General features: G+C 56.3%; 10 protein-coding genes. 7 read left to right on the plus strand and 3 right to left on the minus strand.

Features of this window, described 5'->3' with window-relative positions:
- Positions 1-13: 13 nt before the first annotated feature.
- The 3 genes from htpG to THISIDRAFT_RS05555 form a co-directional block, all read right to left on the minus strand.
- Positions 14-1,909, minus strand: coding sequence for a molecular chaperone HtpG (gene htpG / locus THISIDRAFT_RS05545; RefSeq protein WP_006786898.1), 1,896 nt, complete (start codon positions 1,907-1,909; stop codon positions 14-16).
- Between the two features lie 256 nt (positions 1,910-2,165).
- On the minus strand, positions 2,166-2,759 hold the full coding sequence (locus THISIDRAFT_RS05550) for a hypothetical protein (RefSeq protein ID WP_006786900.1): 594 nt from the start codon (positions 2,757-2,759) through the stop codon (positions 2,166-2,168).
- Positions 2,760-2,846: 87 nt separating this feature from the next.
- Positions 2,847-5,255, minus strand: a complete 2,409-nt coding sequence (locus tag THISIDRAFT_RS05555; protein WP_040851810.1) for a penicillin-binding protein 1A — start codon at positions 5,253-5,255, stop codon at positions 2,847-2,849.
- Between the two features lie 354 nt (positions 5,256-5,609).
- On the opposite strand from THISIDRAFT_RS05555, the gene THISIDRAFT_RS05560 reads away from it, so the two are divergent.
- The 7 genes from THISIDRAFT_RS05560 (at position 5,610) to THISIDRAFT_RS05590 (ending at position 18,210) form a co-directional block, all read left to right on the plus strand.
- Positions 5,610-6,671 (plus strand): pilus assembly protein PilM, encoded by a 1,062-nt coding sequence (locus THISIDRAFT_RS05560; RefSeq protein ID WP_006786902.1) that lies wholly within the window; start codon positions 5,610-5,612, stop codon positions 6,669-6,671.
- Positions 6,671-7,216, plus strand: coding sequence for a PilN domain-containing protein (locus THISIDRAFT_RS05565; protein WP_006786903.1), 546 nt, complete (start codon positions 6,671-6,673; stop codon positions 7,214-7,216). The genes THISIDRAFT_RS05560 and THISIDRAFT_RS05565 overlap by 1 nt, the downstream gene beginning before the upstream one ends.
- A 13-nt stretch (positions 7,217-7,229) precedes the next feature.
- A complete protein-coding gene (locus tag THISIDRAFT_RS05570; RefSeq protein ID WP_006786904.1) occupies positions 7,230-7,817 on the plus strand; it encodes a type IV pilus inner membrane component PilO in 588 nt (195 codons plus the stop codon).
- An 82-nt stretch (positions 7,818-7,899) separates the two neighbouring features.
- Positions 7,900-8,427, plus strand: coding sequence for a pilus assembly protein PilP (locus tag THISIDRAFT_RS05575; RefSeq protein ID WP_006786905.1), 528 nt, complete (start codon positions 7,900-7,902; stop codon positions 8,425-8,427).
- A 13-nt stretch (positions 8,428-8,440) separates the two neighbouring features.
- Positions 8,441-9,148 (plus strand): AMIN domain-containing protein, encoded by a 708-nt coding sequence (locus tag THISIDRAFT_RS05580; protein WP_006786906.1) that lies wholly within the window; start codon positions 8,441-8,443, stop codon positions 9,146-9,148.
- Positions 9,139-10,917 (plus strand): type IV pilus secretin PilQ, encoded by a 1,779-nt coding sequence (locus THISIDRAFT_RS05585; protein ID WP_006786907.1) that lies wholly within the window; start codon positions 9,139-9,141, stop codon positions 10,915-10,917. Before THISIDRAFT_RS05580 ends, THISIDRAFT_RS05585 begins: the two co-directional genes overlap by 10 nt.
- Before the next feature lie 78 nt (positions 10,918-10,995).
- The gene (locus tag THISIDRAFT_RS05590) at positions 10,996-18,210 is read left to right on the plus strand and encodes an Ig-like domain-containing protein (RefSeq protein ID WP_006786908.1); all 7,215 of its coding nucleotides are present in this window, start codon (positions 10,996-10,998) and stop codon (positions 18,208-18,210) included.
- Positions 18,211-18,375: the final 165 nt, after the last annotated feature.

The following is an 18,375-nucleotide window of genomic DNA, read 5'->3' on the forward strand; positions in this document are numbered from 1 at the left end:
CCTGTTTAGCCGTTTAGAAAATCAGCTGATTCAGGCGGCGTACAAACTGGGCGGGGTCTTCCAGTTGTCCGCCTTCGGCTAAAACCGCCTGTTCAAACAAGACCAGCCCCCACTCCTTGAAGCGCTCGCTGTCTGACTCAGCGCGCAGGCGCTCGACAAAACGGTGGCGCGGGTTGACTTCCAAAATGGGCTTATTACCGCCGATCTGGTGACCAGCCTGTTTCAGCAACTGCTGCATATACAAGGCCATATCCTGCTCAGAGAGCACGATGCAGGCGGGTGAATCCACCAGTCGATGCGACACGCGCACATCTTCGACGCGCTCGCCCAACACTTCTTTCAATCGCACCAGCACGTCCTTGGCCTCTTCCTCGGCGGCCTTGGCGGCTTGTTTTTCGTCTTCGCTTTCCAGATCACCCAGATCCAGCGCGCCCTTGGCCACCGATTGCAGGGACTTGCCCTCAAAGTCGTGCAGATGCGAAACCAGCCATTCATCCACCCGATCCGACAGTAATAAAACCTCCAGGCCATGCTTGCGGAAGGTTTCCAGATGCGGGCTGTGGCGGGCGGCGGCATGGGACTCGGCGGTGATGTAATAAATCGCCTTCTGGCCTTCTTTCATGCGGGCAATATAGTCCGCCAGCGAGACCGTTTGCTGTTCGCTATCGCTGTGGGTGCTGGCAAAGCGCAATAATTTGGCAATGGCCTCGCGATTGCTGTAATCCTCCGCCGGACCTTCCTTGAGTACCCGTCCAAAGGCATCCCAGAAACCCTGATATTTTTCGGGGTTTTGTTCGGCCATATCCTGCAGATGGGCCAGCACCTTTTTCACCGATCCGCCGCGAATGCTGTCGATCAGGCGGTTATTTTGCAAAATCTCGCGGGAAATGTTCAGCGGCAGATCGTTGGAATCCACCACTCCGCGCACAAAGCGCAAATACGCGGGCATCAGGTGTTCGGCCTCGTCCATGATGAACACCCGCTGCACATAGAGCTTGATGCCCTTGCGGGTATCGCGGTCCCACAAATCAAAGGGCGCCCGGGCGGGGATATAAAACAGGGTGGTGTATTCCTGTTTGCCTTCTACCCGGTTATGCAACCAGCTCAAAGGGTCTTCAAAATCATGCGCGACGTGCTTGTAAAATTCGCGGTATTCCTCATCGCTAATTTCGCTTTTGGCGCGTGTCCATAAAGCCGAGGCACGATTAACCGTTTCCCATTCTGGGGCATTGCTCTGCTCATCAGCCTCATCGCCGTGGCGCTGCGCGGGCATCATGATCGGCAGCGGGATATGGTCAGAATAGCGGGTGATGATATGGCGCAAACGCCAGGCATCTAAAAATTCGTCTTCGCCCTCTTTAAGATGAAGGACAATCTCGGTGCCCCGTGCGGCGCGCTCGATGGTCTCTACGCTGAAATCCCCTGAGCCATCGGATTCCCAGCGTACCCCGTGCTCTGCGCCCATGCCTGCGCGGCGCGTGCTCAGGGTGACTTTTTGGGCGACGATGAAGGAGGAATAAAAGCCCACGCCAAACTGACCGATCATGTGGGCATCTTGTTTTTGATCCCCGCTGAGGCGGGATAAAAATTCGCGGGTGCCTGATTTGGCAATGGTGCCGATATTTTGTATCACCTCTTCACGGCTCATGCCGATGCCGTTATCGCAGATGGTGATGGTGCGAGCGGTGGGATCAAAACTGACCTCAATGTGCATCTGCGACTGGCCTTCCAGCAGGGCATCATCGGCCAGTGATTCAAAGCGTAGCTTGTCGCAGGCGTCGGCGGCATTGGAAATCAGCTCGCGCAAAAAGATCTCTTTGTTGGAGTACAGCGCATGAATCATCAGGTGCAGCAATTGGCTGACCTCGGTCTGGAAACGCAGGGTTTCCTTATGGGCATCTACACTCATCAAAACACTCCAAAGTTAGGCTTGGCGGATTCGTTAAGCTCCCTTGATAAGGGCAGAGGCGCAGGATTTCAAGCCCAGAGCGCAGATGATATCGCGACGTGGGATAGTTTCCTGGTGTCACTTGGATAGCTTACACCTAGGCAAACGCAAGATGCGTCCGCCATGTGGCGGCATCATCTTGATGCCGCTCCAAAAAAATGCGACGGGTACCGACGTGCATCGCAGCAGGCAGGGAAGCCGCCGCCACACGGCAGTTTTACGCCTGCAGCAAAGCCTCCAGCGCCTTGATATCGGCGCCTTTCATCGGGCGGCCATCCACCGGGCTGGGAGGGGGTTGGCGCATGGCTTTAAGCGGTAGCACAATGGCTTCAATGTCTACGCCATTGCCGCCAAAACACAGGCTGGGGTAAGACACATAACCCTGGGCGTGACGGATGCGGCGTTCATCGCTATGCCAGTGAATGCCGCGATCATGCAGATAGAAAATCACCTCTTCTACGCTGTCACTAAACAGATGCAAAGTCACCTCATCACGACCATTGACAATGCCGCTGAGCACCGGCCCCACCAGGCGCGGGGCAAAGGGTTTGAGCAGATACATGGCCTGGAGCGCATTTTCACGCAGATGGCGCAGGTGTTGTTGGGTGTGTTCATCCTCAAACAGGCTCTGGCGTTCCAGTACCGCCGCCTCAATTTCCGTATTGCGTGGCAGATTGCGGGTTTGTTCCGCGCCCAGACGTTCGGCGGCCTTGCGCTTGGCCAGACGGTAGTCCTTAACCCCTTCATCAAGAATGATGCGTGCCGCCTCCTCGGTAATCAATTGGCGGACTCGAAGATCATTGACAGACATTATCGTGCATCACTTTATTGTCGTTTTTATAGGCGGGTGTAGCATGGGCTTGCCTCAAGGCAGACACGCCGGGTACGCGCTCCGTGCTTAAAAAATGGACTCCGGGGGTAATTGCCAGCGGGCAGCGGGGGTGCCGCCATCATAGGTCGGTTGCTGGGCAATCTTGAGCAATTGCTCGGAGGTCAGCGCCTCGACCAGACCGCCAGGGCTATCCCCGCTCAGACGCCGCCCGGTGGCGGGATCAATGCGCACCGTCACCAACCCTTCAGGAAGCGGCGGTTCAATGTCAGGATATTGCGTCAAAGCCTGTTCCATGAAGTTGATCCAGATCGGCAAGGCCGCTGAAGCACCGGTTTCCCGTCCGCCCAGCGAGCTTGAACGGTCAAAACCCACCCAGGCGGTGGCTGCCAATTGCGGATGATAACCGCTAAACCAGGCATCGCGTAAATCATTGGTGGTTCCCGTTTTGCCGGCCAAATCGGTGCGGCGCAGGGCCTTGGCGCGTTGTCCGGTGCCGGAGCGGATGACTTCTTGCAAAATGGAGTTCATCTGATAGGCATGGGCCGGATCCATGACGCGTTGGGCCTCAATGCCCTGAGGGTCGCGATAGCTACCCGGAATATGGGTACATGGCTGGGGACAGGCGCGCCGTTGCGGTGCGGCAAATACCACGCGACCGTGCGCGTCATAGACGGTCTCAATCACCCAGGGGCTAATTTTAAAGCCGCCATTGGCAAACACCGCATACGCCGCCGTCAATTCCAGCGGCGTAACCGTACCGCTACCCAAGGCCATCGACAGGCGGCGCGGCTGGGTGCGCAGATTCAAGCCAAAGCGGTCAAGGTATTCATGCGCGTAAGCAACGCCCACCGTGTCCAGCAAGCGAATCGCCACCAGATTGCGCGATTGCGCCATGGCCTCACGCAGCCGGGTTGGCCCATAAAAGCGGCCACTGTAATTTTCCGGACGCCAAAAACCGCCCGGAAGGGAGGGATCACGAATCACAATCGGGGCATCGTTGATCACGCTGGCGGGTGAATAGCCTTGGGCAAAGGCTGCCGCAAAAATAAAGGGTTTAAAGGCCGAACCGGCCTGACGTTCTGCCTGAACCGCCCGATTGAAATGGCTCTGAAAAAAATCATAGCCACCCACCAAGGCGAGCACCGCCCCATCCGCTGGATTCAACGCCACCAGGGCACCACCCACCTCGGGAACCTGCGAAAGTTTCCAGTTTGTCGCCGCATCATCGACCGCCATGACGCGAACAATCTGCCCCGGTGCAAGCACCTCATCAACCCGCCGGATGGCCGGGCCGCGTCGCGATTCACTGATATAACGCCGTGCCCAGGAAACCGCCGCTAAATCCAATGCAATATAGCGCCCACCGCCCAGATACACGCGCGCTTTTTGCGCGTCTGCACTCATGACCAGGGCCGGCAACAGCCAGCCGCCCACCCGGGCAAAATTTGCCAGTTCGCGATCCCAGGCGGCCTCATCGGCATGGCGGGACAAATCCAGGCTGGCCTCGGGGCCACGATAACCGTGCCGGGTGTCGTATTCCATCAAGCCCAGCCGCAGCGCATCATTGGCCGCAGCCTGCAGGTGCGCATCCACACTGGTGATGACCCGATAGCCCTCAGTATAGGCCCGCTCGCCAAAACGGCTGATCATTTCCAGGCGCGCCATTTCGCCCACATAGGCAGCACTGAGCTCAATGGTCGGGGTGTGCATACGGGCCGTCACGGGGGCAGAGAGCGCCGTTTTGAATTCATCTTCGCTGATATATCCCAGATGAAACATACGCCCCAGGACATAGTTGCGTCGGGCAATGGCGCGGGCGGGATTGTTGATCGGGTTGGCGGCAGAGGGGGCTGTGGGCAGTCCGGCAATCATGGCCACCTGCGCCAGATTGAGCTGATCCAGCGTCGTTCCGTAATACACATGGGCGGCGGCAACCACGCCATAGGCCCGCTGCCCCAGATAAATCTTGTTCAGGTACAGCTCAAAGATCTCATCTTTGCTCAGCTCACGCTCAATCTTGAGCGCCAGAAAAATCTCCGTGAGTTTGCGGGTATAGGTTTTGTCACGGTGCAGGAAGAAGTTGCGGGCAATCTGCATGGTGATCGTGCTGCCGCCCTGGGTGCGCTCGCCGGTAGTTGCAAGATTCAAGGCAGCGCGTAAAATGCCCTGGTAATCCACGCCGGGGTGTTCGTAAAAGCGGTCATCTTCGGCCGCCAGAAAGGCCAGTTGCACTAACGTGGGCACGGCACTTAAGACGATGGGCTGGCGCCGCTGTTCGCCATATTCAGAGATTAACAGGCCATCGCGGCTAAAGACACGCAGCGGGACCTGCAGCTGTACATCGCGCAGGGTTTCAACGTCTGGCATGTCCTTTGCTAGATAAATATAAACCCCTAAGGCACCGAACAGGCCAAAGGTCAGCAAGGCGAGGAGCGTTCCCATGCCCCAACGTAGAAATCCAAGAACAAATCTCATGATAAGCGCGCTTGATGGAGAGGTTTTTAAGGGTGCTTCATCAAAAAATGATCACTGCGTCTCAAAAAAACAATGAAGAAAGGATCGCATTTTTATAAAATTACACTAGCAATAGTGGGCAGTTAGGTCTACTATTTAAACAGGATTAGCAGGTTGCCAAAGGCTTGCATTTACTGCTCCATATAGGCTAATAAAGGGAGGTTAGAGCCAACCCATATCTGCTGTAGCATGAGCCATGGATACCTTGATGGCGTGGATGTCGGTCTGCTAAGGCAGTGTCAGGAGCCTCCGTTTGCCTGTGGAGAGGGAAAGGGGCAAACCCCGACCACATTATAACCTCATTTAGAGTGTGCCATGATCGGATTGCGTCGAAAAAGCCAGTCGTTGCTCGGGATCGACATCACCTCCACTTCCGTCAAAATGGTGGAGCTCAGCCGTATGGGAAAAACATACCGAGTGGAAAGCTATGCCGTGGATCCCTTGCCCAACAACGCAGTGTTGGAAAAAAACATCCAGGAAGTGGATGCCGTCGGTGATGCCATCAAGCGGGCCTACCGGCGCTCAGGCAGCAAAACCCGTCTGTGTGCCATGGCCGTGCCCTCATCTGCCGTTATCACCAAAGTCTTGAGCATGCCCGCCTCGCTCAAACACGATGAAATGGAAGCACAGATCCAAATGGAAGCCGATCAATACATCCCCTACTCGCTGGAAGAAGTCAATCTGGATTTTGAAGTCATCGGCCCCTCCCCCAAGAACCCTGAAACCGTCGAAGTGTTGCTGTCTGCCTCGCGCAGTGAAAATGTCGAGATGCGCGTGGCCGCCGCAGAGCAGGCCGGCCTGACACCCCAGGTCATGGATGTAGAAGCCTATGCCATTGAACATGTGCTGCCACTGCTGATGTTACAAAATCCCAAGCTAGACCCCAATGCCACCATTGCCATTGCCGACATTGGTGCGACCATGACCTCCATCACCGTGTTTAAAAATCAGCGGCTCATCTACACCCGAGAACAGACTTTTGGCGGGCGCCAGTTGACAGAAGAAATCATGCGTCACTACGGCATGAGTTATGACGAAGCCGGACGTGCCAAAAAGGAAGGCGGGCTGCCCGAAAATTACCTGATTGACGTGCTGGAGCCGTTCAAGGAAATGATGGTGCAGCAAGTGAATCGTTTTTTACAATTTTTCTTTGCCTCCGGCACCGAAGAAACCCTCGATCAAATTATCCTCGCGGGGGGCTGTGCCGCCATTCCGGGGGTTGATGACTTGTTGGAGGCACAAGCGGGTACACCGACACAAATTGCCAACCCCTTTGCCCAGATGGGACTCAACGCTCGCGTTGATCCACAGCGTATCGGCAATGATGCGCCATCCCTGATTATCGCCTCAGGCCTGGCCTTAAGGAGCTTTGACTGATGTCGCGGATCAACTTACTGCCCTGGCGTGAACAAAAACGCCAGGAACAACAGCGCGAATTTTCGATCATCGCCGGTTTTGCCGCCGTATTGGCCTGTATCGGCGTCTTTTATGCCTACACGCATGTCAACGGCCTGATTGAATATCAGCAAAACCGCAACACCTTTTTGCAAAATGAGATCCGCCTTATGGATCGGCAGATCGCCGAAATTAAAGAACTGCAAGCCACGCGTGACGCCCTGGTCGCACGCATCAACATCATCCAGCAATTACAAAGCAGTCGTCCGGTGGTGGTGCATCTGTTCGATGAGCTGGTGACCACCTTGCCCAACGGAATGCATCTCACCTCCGTGGTGCAGCGCGGTAACTCGCTAGAAATCAATGGTCGCGCCGAGTCCAATGCGCGTATCTCGGCGTTTATGCGCAACCTTGAAGACTCTCCCTGGTTTAATGAGCCGGTGTTACAGGTCATCGAGGTGCAGGTGCAAAATAACCAGCGCCTGAGCCATTTCCGTCTCACTGTACAGCAAAAAAACCCGAGTTAGGCAGGGGGCCATCATGAATATGCAAATGGATCTCGACTTAAACAATATTGATCTCAAAAATATTGGCTCGGCACCGGCACCGATCAAGGCCATTGCCATCGTGTTAATCATGGCGCTGATCGGCGGAGGCGGATACTATTTTATCATCAAAGACCAGCTACTGCAGCTTGACAGGGTCGAGCAGCAGGAACGCACCCTGCGCCAAAGTTTTGAAGCCAAACAGCGCCAGGCCGCCAATCTGGAAGCCTATAAAGACCAAATTGAAGAAATGCGCCGCATGTTGGGAACCATGCTGCGTCAGCTGCCTAACCGCACGGAAATCCCCCGCCTGCTGGTAGATATTTCCCAAACGGGGTTAGCGGCAGGTTTGGAGATTGAGCTGTTTAGGCCAGAGCGCCCTGTGCCAAGGGGGTTTTACGAAGAAAACCCCATTCAGCTACGCATGAAAGGCAATTATGAGCAGATTGCCAACTTTACCAGCGGCGTTGCCGAGCTCCCGCGTATCGTTACCTTGCATAATGTGAATCTGCAATCCGAGCAGGACGGGCGAATGTTGGTCATTCAGGCAACTGCCCGCACTTACCGTTACCTGGAAAACTGATCATGGTCGGCCTGCATCTCGCTACAATCTGCGTAGTCGGCAAACTGCAAATACTGGACTCACCCTTCAGGAGAGCAAACGCATGCGTCATCTAAGCACGCTCTTGGCCGTCCTGTTGATTCTGGGATTGAGCGGCTGCGCCGGCGATATGTCCGATCTGGAGCGCTATGCTCGCGAGGTTAAGGCCCGTCCGGGGGGGCGCATTGAGCCTGTTCCAGAACTCAAGCCCTATCAAAGCTTTGTGTATCCAGGGCATGAACGCAACCCCTTTGACGCCGGGATTTTTGCTACCCGCGTGATCGAAGATGATCCTACGGCCCCTGCGGTTGCCGGTATCCGGCCTGACCAATACCGCACGCGTGAATTTTTGGAAAGTTTCCCCTTGGATACCTTGCGGATGGTAGGTACACTGACGCGCGATGAAGACTTTTATGTTCTCATCCGTACCCCAGATCGTAGCATTCAGCGCGTGAGTCTGGGCAACTACATGGGGCAAAATCACGGCAGAATTACGGGAATCAGCCAAACTGGCGTTGAACTGATGGAAATAGTGCCAGATGGTCACGGTGGGTACATGGAGCGCGAGACAACGATCGCGCTATCAGAATAGAGGCAAGATAACAATGAAACCGGCAAATCCTATTTATTACACAGCAACCGCCAGACCCTTTCGCGTCACCGTGCCCGACGCTGATCATGACGCCTTGCGATTTTGGACGCGCTGGGTATTTATCAGTGTCTTGATGCTGATGATGGGCAGCGCCGGTCATGTTTATGCCCAGACGCCCCAGGAAGCACCGCGTAACGCGCTTACCCAGCTGCGTCATGTGAGTTTGCCTGGCGACCGTTTGCAAGTGGTACTGGATTTTGAGCAGGCCCTGATCGCTGAACCCGGCTCGTTCAGCATCGAAAACCCGGCCCGCCTGGCCTTCGATTTTGTAGCTACCCGCAACAGCCTCAGCACCCGCACGCATCCCGTCAACGTGGGTCTTGTGCAATCGGTGAATGCCGTTGAAGCCGATGGGCGCACCCGCGTGGTACTCCATCTAACCCACATGATGCGCTATGAAACCCGCATAGACAATCAGCAATTTACCATCTTACTAACGCCCAGAGAGTCAACCGCCAGCCGCGACCGGCCTATTCAGCCGCTGATTGCGGACCAGGTAGTGACTGAAGAAGAACCCATTCCAATGCCTGAGGCAGTCCCAGTTCCGCCACCGCCGACCGTAGTTGCACCCGGTTATGCACCCCCCCCCTACCTTCACTGGCCGACGAAGCTCAGCGTTCCCCCTTGTGGCAGGTGCGCGAAGTACGTCCCATGGAGGTAACGCCGCCGTCAAGCGTTGTGGCAACCGCACCCTCCCCCGTCACCACACCCGCGCCACCCGGCAGACCTGCGGTATCCGCAACAGATACGCGGCGCATTGAAAATGTAGATTTTCGCCGGGGTGAAGGAGGTGAGGGCCGCGTTATCATTGATTTGAGTGACCCCGCAATCTTGGTGGATATGCGCGAGCGGGCCAATGAGGTTGAATTGATGTTCCCCCGCACCGCGTTACCGCAACGTCTTGAACGCCGCCTGGATACCACGGATTTTGCTACACCAGTCAACACCATTGATACCCGACGTGAGGCTGACCGGGTGCGCATGACCATCGCCCTGACCGGTGCCTATGACCTGCTATCCTGGCAGGCGGATGGTCGCTATACCCTGGAAGCGCGGCCCTTAAGCGATCAGGAACGCGCCGACATCGAACGCGAACGCTTTGCCTACACCGGTGAACGCCTGTCCTTGAATTTTCAGGATATTGAAGTGCGTTCAGTGTTGCAGTTACTGGCGGATTTTACCGATCTGAACATCGTCGTCAGCGATACCGTCAGCGGCAATATTACCTTAAGATTGCGCAATGTCCCTTGGGATCAGGCCCTGGAGCTGATTCTGGTCACCAAAGGACTGGATCAGCGCCAAAGCGGTAGCGTGATCTATGTGGCCCCGGCGCAGGAAATCGCCGAGCGGGAGCGCCAACAACTGGAAGCCCAGCGCCAGGTGCGCGAGTTGGAACCGCTGCGCACTGAATTTATCCGCCTGGATTACGTGAAAGCGGGTGAGATTGCGCAAATTATTCGCTCAGAAAGCACCCGCACCGTGCAATCTGATGTGGCAGGCGTAGATCGCAACGTCAGAGGATTTTTATCCAATCGCGGCCACCTGGAAGTCCACGACGCCACGAATACCCTGTTGATTCGTGATACGGCGACCCAGATCGCTGAGATTCGTACACTCATCGCCGCCCTGGACATTCCGGTGCAACAGGTTTTGATTGAAAGCCGTATTGTTATTGCGGCAGAGACCTTTATGCGTGATTTAGGCACCCGCTTTGGGGTCACCGGCGGGCGTCGTGAAGGCGATACCACCTATGCTACGAGTGGATCCATTCCGGCCAGCAGTAGTATTGTCGGTGGTGGTCGCGTTGATCCTACGGGAATTGGATTGAATGATCGTTTAAATGTTTCTTTACCGAGAACATTGGCTTCAACGGGACAAGGGCAGATTGCGTTTTCCATTTTGCGCCCAGATGTTTTGCTGGATCTGGAAATTTCAGCGGCCCAGCACGAAGGACGTTCAGAGTCATTAGCCAGCCCCAGGCTTATTACTTCTAACGGCAAGACGGCCAGTATCACTCAGGGAACACAAATTCCTTATCGGCAAGACACTGATGAAGGTGGGCGTGGCCAGACTGAGTTTAAAGATGCAACCCTGGAAACGGAGGTCACCCCACAAATTACCCCCAATGGCAACCTGATTTTAGAAATAATGGTGAAGAAGGATGAGCCTGACTGGGTTAATGCGGTTGAGGGACAGCCAGCCATCGCAACACGAAGAATCAATACACAAGTGTTTTTACGCAATGGCGAAACCGTCGTGCTCGGCGGTATTTATGAAACATCGAGTTCATCAGGTCAGACCAAAGTCCCATTGCTCGGCGATATTCCGGTCGTTGGTGCCATGTTTCGTAACAATAGCCGTAGCAGTGAAAAAAGAGAGCTCCTTATTTTTGTGACGCCTAAAATTGTAGATCAAAGCACGATCAACTAGCGTTCACGTCTGCTTGCTAAAACAGAACCGGATTTTTAATGCCGCACCCTGATATTTTGGATTATCGGAGTCATCCTTATGTATAAGTTTTTCACCTCGCTGTTTATCATGATATTTGCCTTGACGCTGGCAGGGTGCGGCGGTGGAGAAGGCGGTGGCTCCGGCCTGTTTGGCGGGGAGTCGATTCAGGTCAAGATTCAGGTCGCCAATGCCACGATCCCGGCAAACCTGAACAATGAAGAGCCTAATCTGTTCCGCCCCACCACCACCGAGGTCAATGTCTTGGTGCAGGATAAAGCCACCGGGCGCGGAATGCAGGGCATGGTCGTCAACCTCAACGTCAATGACGTGCGTCACGGCTATCTGACCACCCTGGAAGAAAGTGGTGGGGAATTTACCACCCCCATGGGTCAAACCACCGCGACCACTTCTGGTGGCGGCTTTGCCAAATTCTTCTTCACCAGTTACAGCGAAGCAGGCACGGCAACCCTGACGGCATCCGTTACTGATCCCAATGGTGGAGCCACCGTCAACGCCAGAACCACGATTGAAATTGTCGGCGAAGTGCGCGAAGTACAAAACCTCACCTTCACCGGCCCCTACATTGAGGCCCTGCTCACCGGCGCCACCCGCTTTGGCAGTGCCACCTTACAAAACGGCACCTACAGCCGCGTCATCAGCGTCACCGCCACCGATCACCAGGGCAACCCGGTCAATCCCAACACGCCGATTTTCTTCTCACTGATCGACGCCCCGATTATTGACTACCCGCAAAGCGGCTGGGGACGCTTTGCCATCACTGGCACCAATGCCAATCCCGCAGAAAACGGCTTTGACTTACACGCCCCCGGCGGCAACTTTCTGAATCGGGGAGCGCGCTTAAATGACCGCGTCGTGCTTGATCCCCATATCAACGCGCCCAACTTCTTCCATCAAGGCATTCGTACCATCACCAGCATGCTTGCCAGTCAACCGGATCGGCTCTACATTGATCCGCGTGGCCACACCTTCCGCCCTGGCAGAGACACGGGGCCTGATGTGCCGTATATCATCGGTCGTGCCCAACACGGCACCATTCTCTCGCCCACCTATACCGACGTCACCGGCACAGCCAGCACCCTGCTGACCTACCCTGTCAGCCGCCTGGGGCAAACCGCTATTCTGGTCGCGCATACGGCTGACTACAGCGTCAGCACCGTCCTCAATACGGGCCGGGCGATGTACCTGCCCAATCTGCAAGATCCGGGCTTTTTGACCACCTCGCACGATTTTCTCCACGCCAACAGCACCACCTCCATGCAGCTATGCCTGCGTGATGCCAATAACGTGCCCGCTCCCGGCGCCACAGTACGCTACAGTGTAGGCCCCAAAGGCCCTGCCAACATCCGCGTGAATGGCAATGAAAATGTGCAGGGCAATCTGACCCTGGGAACCAGTGGCTGTCTTGACGTTGTGGTTGCTGTATCTGGTCAACAACCCGGCAGCGACAGCATCCCGATCACTTTCAATGTCATTGACGGCTTTATCGGCCATGCCCCGCCGCCGTTAGTCGTTGGCATCAACGCCCCCGGCGCCGGGCAACTGTTTGGTACGGCGACCTGCACCAGCCTCGAAGCCCCGGCACAATGTGAAATTGATTTCCTGGTACTGGATGACTTTGGCACCCCAATGTCAGGCGCTCTGATCAACCACACCTACGAAGGTGCTGGCAGTGCCACCGTAACCTACAATCCGCCGCACGGTGCCTTCGGGATGACCAACGAAGAAGGACGTAATCAGGTCACCATTGCCATGGATGCCCCAGGTGAATACGATTTTGTATTCCGCACCTTCGGCGGTACCACCTTTGATTTAAGTCTAGGCGTCTCTGCACCACCAGAGGAGCCTGAGCCGATTGTCGATACCGTCAACATCAGCATGAGCGCGGTGACCAGTGCCGTTCCGGCGAATCTAAACAATGATCCGCCCAATCTCAGCCGTCCCACCACCACAGAAATCAATGTGCAGGTTGTTGACCGTGCCACCGGCCAAGCTCGCCAAGGGATTCCGGTAGAAATCACCGTGAATAACGTGCGTCATGGCGGGCTGTCCACCTTGACGGGAGAAACGCTCAGCACCCCCACCGCCCAGTTAAGCGGCCAGACCGCCGGCGGCGGCATTGCCAAGTTCTTCTTCACCAGCACCAGTGAACCCGGCGAGGCCGTGATCACCACCACCATTACTGACCCCGAAACCGGGCGCTCACTCAATGCCCAAACCACCATCACCGTGACCGGCGAAAGCCGCGAGGTGTTCAACCTGACCCTGACCGGCCCCTATGTCGAGGCCCTGCTGACCGGTCGTACCCGCTTTGGTAATGCCGAACTGCAAAGCGGCAACTACAGCCGCGTGATCAGCGTCACCGCCACCGATCGCCAAGGCAATCCGGTCAATCCCAACACGCCGATTTACTTCTCCATCATGGACGGCCCGATTGACGGCTATCCGCAAACGGGCCCAGGGCGTTTTCGCATAAGCGGGAATAATGCCAACCCGGTAGAAGGCGGCCATGAACTCAACGCCACAGGTGCAAACCTGACGGGCGCTGATCGGGCGCGTGTCGGGGATCGTCTGGTGCTGCACCCGGGGATCAACAGCGATAACTTCTACCATCAGGGTATTCGTACCATCACCCGCCTGCTCAGTGCCGATCGGCTGAATGTTGACACCCCGTTTCGTCAAGGCAGAGATACCGGCGCGAATGTGCCCTACACCGTCGGGCGGGCGCAGCATGGCACCATCCTCTCGCCGGTATACACTGACGAAACCGGTAGTGCCAGCACCCTGCTGACCTATCCGGTCACCCGCATCGGCCAGACCGCCATCATCGTCGCGCACACCCAGGATCACAGCGTCAGCACGATTCTAAACACCGGCGGGCCGGTTTATCTGGCCAATATGGACGGCGGGGCAGGCACCTTTACCGCCTCTCGCGCCACTGTACCCGCCAACACCACCACCTCGGTTGAGCTGTGCCTGACAGACCAGAACCTGGCCCCCGTACCGAGCGCAGGCATCAGCTACAGCGTCGGCGAGCGTGGCCCGGCCACTGTGCGTGTCAATGGCAACACCAGCGCTCAGGGCAGCTTGCGTCTGGATGGCAGCGGCTGTGCCACTGTTAACATTCAATCCTCCGGCCAACAGCCCGGCGCGGCCGGTATTCCGGTGACCTTCCGCGTCACCGATGGCTTCCTCGGCGAAGTTCCGACACCCATTACACTCACCATTCTGGGATCGGGTGCCGGTCACCTGTTTGCCACCGCCAGTTGTGCAAGCCTGGTTCCCCCAACCACCTGCACCGTCAACTTCGTAGTGCAGGATGATATGGGCGCGATTATTCAAGGCGCACAAATCACCCACACCTACAACGGCCCGGGTGCTATCGTCAACTACAGCCCGGCCAGTGGTGCATTTGGCGTCACGGACAATCAAGGCCGCAACACCGCCACGATTAACATGCAAAACGAAGGCGATCATAGCTTTGTCTTCACCACCCTCGGTGGCTCCAGCTATGACCTCAACATCGGCCTTGCACTCCCTGAGCCGACCGATCCCGGTGACCAAGGCGCACTCAACCGCGCAGCCAGCCTGCAAATCACCGCCGATAAAACCGTGATTCGCCCGGATGGCGTCGATTTTGCCACCATCACCGCCTTGGTGCGTGACAGCGGCAATCGTCCGGTTGCCAACGTGCCCGTCACCTTATCCATCGAAGGGGGCCATGACCTGCGTGTCCAGGCAGCACGCACGGATGAAAACGGCACCATCACCGCCCAGCTGTACTACAGCGCCAGTGCCACACCACCGGCCACTGTCACAGCACGCGTAGATGGCAGAGACATCAGCGCCATCACCCCGCTGAACTTCACCTTTGCCGAACCGCCAGAGCCTGGCGCACCCACACCCACCAGCCTGCAAATTCAGGCCGATAAAGTCAGTATCCGCGCTGATGGCGTTGACTTCGCCACCATTACCGCCTTGGCTAAAGATGCAGCCAATCGGCCGGTAGAAGGCGTGCCGGTGGAATTTTCTGTGGATCCGACACAATACGACCTGCGGGTTTCTGGCACAGTAACCGGCGCAGACGGCACACTGACCGCGCGTTTATATAGCGGCGTTGCCTTACTTGCCGGTCAGGCCTCTGTGACAGCCAGAGTCACTAGCGCACAGAATATTGCCTCCAATGCGCTTCGTTTTACTTTCACCGGCGCCAGCTTGACGGTAGAACCTGAAACTGTCGCCATGACATTGGGAGAATCGCGGACCATCAACATCACGGCACGCAATGGCGCGGGCAATCCAGCGGCGAATCAAACCTTGTGCTTGCACGTCCCACCTTTCGTAACGCTAACGACAACGACTGACGCACAAGCAGGCTGTGCCACCTCACTGATGACCGATGGCAGCGGGCGCATTCGCTTTGACATCCGGGCGGAAAATGTGGAATCAGGAACCCTCAGAGTCACCGATCCGGGCAATGCCTTAACTGTGCAGATCCCCGTAACAGTGACTGCGCAGGGCATTGTATTCACTACGTACAGAGATATTGATAATACGCAAAAGCGGATTGACACCCTTGCCGGTGGCGAACGCGCCATTCAGCATCAAGTCAGAGAGCTCACGGTATCTGTAGAAGATGCACAAGGCAATCCTTACACTGGCCGGGTTCGTTTTACCACCAGCTCCGGGTATTGGAACAACACTCAGGGCGTTAACAACGTCACCGTAAATGTCGTCAACGGCATCGCCAGTGCTTCCTTAATGGGCTTTAGGTCAGGTGTTGTCACCGTCTCGGCGACCAAAGAAGACGACAGCCGCGAGCGGGCAACATTCAGCTTCTTTGCCTATGACGGGGATGATTTGGTCTTTGACCAAACCTATCTCTCCCTGCAAGCCAATCCGGCCACCATGGCCATCAGCAGCGGCAACCAGTCCACCATTACTTCAACCGTGATGCGCTCTGAAACCGGCTCCACCACCGGGGACAACCTCATTCCCGTGCGTCCCGGCACCTTGGTGAGCTTTGAGATTGTTGGCCCATCCTTGGGAACCTATCTCGACAACACCCTGGCTTACACCGACCAAAGCGGTCGGGCCACCACCCGCCTCGTGGTGGGTGATACGCCCTCCTCCGGTGAAGGCGTTCGGGTACGTTCCTGTGTGGTTGGGCTAAGCAACAACGGCACCCCGAAATGTGATGATGTCCGCATCACCATGACCGACAGACCCGGTTCCATCAGTATTGGCATGGCGAATGTTATCAGCGCCATCAACGATGACACCGCCTACGAACTGCCAGTCTCGATTGTAGCCACCGACATCAATGGCGGTGCCTTGGCCAATGTAGAAATCTCCTTAGGCATCTGGCCAACCCATTTTTCCTTGGGGTATCGCGACATCGAGGGCAACGCCATCATCTTGCGGGATGTCAACAATGAAGACCTCAACCGCAACGTCACCCGCGATCTGCAAGACGCATGGTCAAGCAATCGCAGACTATGCGCCCCCGCAGGGCGTGGAGAACCCACAACCCCGATCAACGATGCAGCGGATGCCTTTGCGGCGGGCTGTCGCCTGCTGCCTGAATCGACGGCGGCGGGTTCCGTACCTGCCCGCGTAGTCACCGATGAAAGCGGCTTAGCCACCTTCCGCATCGTCTACCTGAAAGAACGGGCTGACTGGATTATTGCCGAACTGCGGGCCACCACCGTAGTACAAGGCACCGAGGTACAGGCCTTACAGACCATACGCCTGCCGCGTGCCGAAAGTGACGACAACCTGCCAGCATCGCCGTATAACGTCTACTTCCAGATGACGGATGAAACCGTACCCGCCAGCCTGCAGCTCGACGTAGATAAACGCCAGATTCGCGCAGATCGTCGCGATTCAGCACTCATCAGCGCACTGGTCAAAGACGCCAACAACCAGCCCGTTCCAGGGGCAACGGTTGATTTCACCGTAAGCAATACCGGCGCTGACCTGCGGGTGATCAACCGCATCACCGGCGGCGATGGCATGGCCTATGCGCGCTTGTACAGTGGCGACTTGGAATTTGGAGATACAGTCAACTTAACCGCCACTGTAGAGGGTGCTCAGGGTGGCCAAAACCTGACGAGCTCAGAAACCTTCCAGATCATTGAAGCGCCTAAAGAGGAGATTCAGATGCGGCAAATTCGCTGGAATGAAGATGATAAAGTATTTGATATCGAGGTCTTTGTCAGTGATGCCAATCGCACCGCAGTTCCCAACGTACCAGTGACCATCAGTGCAAATCCCGCAAGTGCTGATCTGCGGGTGGATAACAAGCTGACTAATGCAGCAGGTCTTGTCACGGCACAGCTGTATATGCATAACTTAACTTCGGTTACCTTGACTGCTGTGTTAGATGATAGACAGGATATAAGTCGTATCTTGGAGTGTGTTGTTACTACAGGCACAGATGTTACTACAGGCACATGTACGCAAAGCGCAGCAACATCCAGCTCGATGGTGCTTTCAAGTCCACCGATGGCTAATAGTCCAGTATTGAACCTGAATGCTTCAAAGGCATATAGCCATTTTGAATGGGCGAATACCCAGCCCACGCTTGACGGCAGTCAAGCACGGACCACCGAGGGGCAGAGCGTATATATCGCACAACTCACGCTTACCACCGACAAGCAGGAGATTCAGGTTGACGGGACTGATTTTGCCGCCATCACGGTGACGGCGCATAATCAAAATGCCCTGCCAGTTGCGGGCCTGCCGATTGTGCTTGAAATCAGCCCGCCGGTGTATGCGCTACGCCTGGATAGCCTGGAAACCGGGCCAGATGGCGCAAGCTATGCCAGACTCTCCAGCGGCCTGGATCTGGTCGGCGGCGATGCCCACCTCACCGCCCGTATTGACGGCAGCGAGGTATGGTCTAACACCCTAAGCGTCAGCTTCGTCGGCGCCAGCCTCAGTGCTGATCCGCAAACACTGCATCTTGATGCCCGTCATCCGCAGACGATCCGCGTCAGCGCAGCCTATGCTGACGGACGGCCTGCGGCCAACCAATGGCTCTGCCTTGGCCTGCCGAAGGTGTTGAGCATCGTAAGCAGCGCCAGCACACTCACCGAGCTGCCCGAGTGTACACACGCCCTGATCACCGATGCTGACGGCACCATCCGCTTCACCGTCAGCGGCAGCAGCGACCTCACCCCAGACACCGTACTGGAGGTCTACAACCGTAGCCAAACCCTGAACCTCGACATTCCTGCCCAGCACGAATAATGGCAGCAGTAAAACTCCCCTCCTTTTTAAGGAGGGGTGCCCCGTAGGGGCGGGGTGGTTCTGACTCCCCCTTGGCAGGGGGAGAGTTTTTTGTGGCGGCATCTTCCAGATGCCGCTTTTTTTGTGCACTGGTGAGCGACACCTCAGCATGGCATGATAGCGTTT

Origin of the sequence: Thiorhodospira sibirica ATCC 700588 (assembly GCF_000227725.2) — a bacterium.
Classification (GTDB): Bacteria; Pseudomonadota; Gammaproteobacteria; order Ectothiorhodospirales; family Ectothiorhodospiraceae; genus Thiorhodospira; species Thiorhodospira sibirica.

Bases quoted from the DNA above. Each gene is read 5' to 3' on its own strand.
- THISIDRAFT_RS05560 (WP_006786902.1), top strand. From the start codon at position 5,610: ATGATCGGATTGCGTCGAAAAAGCCAGTCGTTGCTCGGGATCGACATC.
- THISIDRAFT_RS05585 (WP_006786907.1), top strand. From the start codon at position 9,139: ATGGAGGTAACGCCGCCGTCAAGCGTTGTGGCAACCGCACCCTCCCCC.
- THISIDRAFT_RS05565 (WP_006786903.1), top strand. From the start codon at position 6,671: ATGTCGCGGATCAACTTACTGCCCTGGCGTGAACAAAAACGCCAGGAA.
- THISIDRAFT_RS05575 (WP_006786905.1), top strand. From the start codon at position 7,900: ATGCGTCATCTAAGCACGCTCTTGGCCGTCCTGTTGATTCTGGGATTG.
- THISIDRAFT_RS05570 (WP_006786904.1), top strand. From the start codon at position 7,230: ATGAATATGCAAATGGATCTCGACTTAAACAATATTGATCTCAAAAAT.
- THISIDRAFT_RS05550 (WP_006786900.1), bottom strand. From the start codon at position 2,759: ATGTCTGTCAATGATCTTCGAGTCCGCCAATTGATTACCGAGGAGGCG.
- THISIDRAFT_RS05590 (WP_006786908.1), top strand. From the start codon at position 10,996: ATGTATAAGTTTTTCACCTCGCTGTTTATCATGATATTTGCCTTGACG.
- THISIDRAFT_RS05580 (WP_006786906.1), top strand. From the start codon at position 8,441: ATGAAACCGGCAAATCCTATTTATTACACAGCAACCGCCAGACCCTTT.
- htpG (WP_006786898.1), bottom strand. From the start codon at position 1,909: ATGAGTGTAGATGCCCATAAGGAAACCCTGCGTTTCCAGACCGAGGTC.
- THISIDRAFT_RS05555 (WP_040851810.1), bottom strand. From the start codon at position 5,255: ATGAGATTTGTTCTTGGATTTCTACGTTGGGGCATGGGAACGCTCCTC.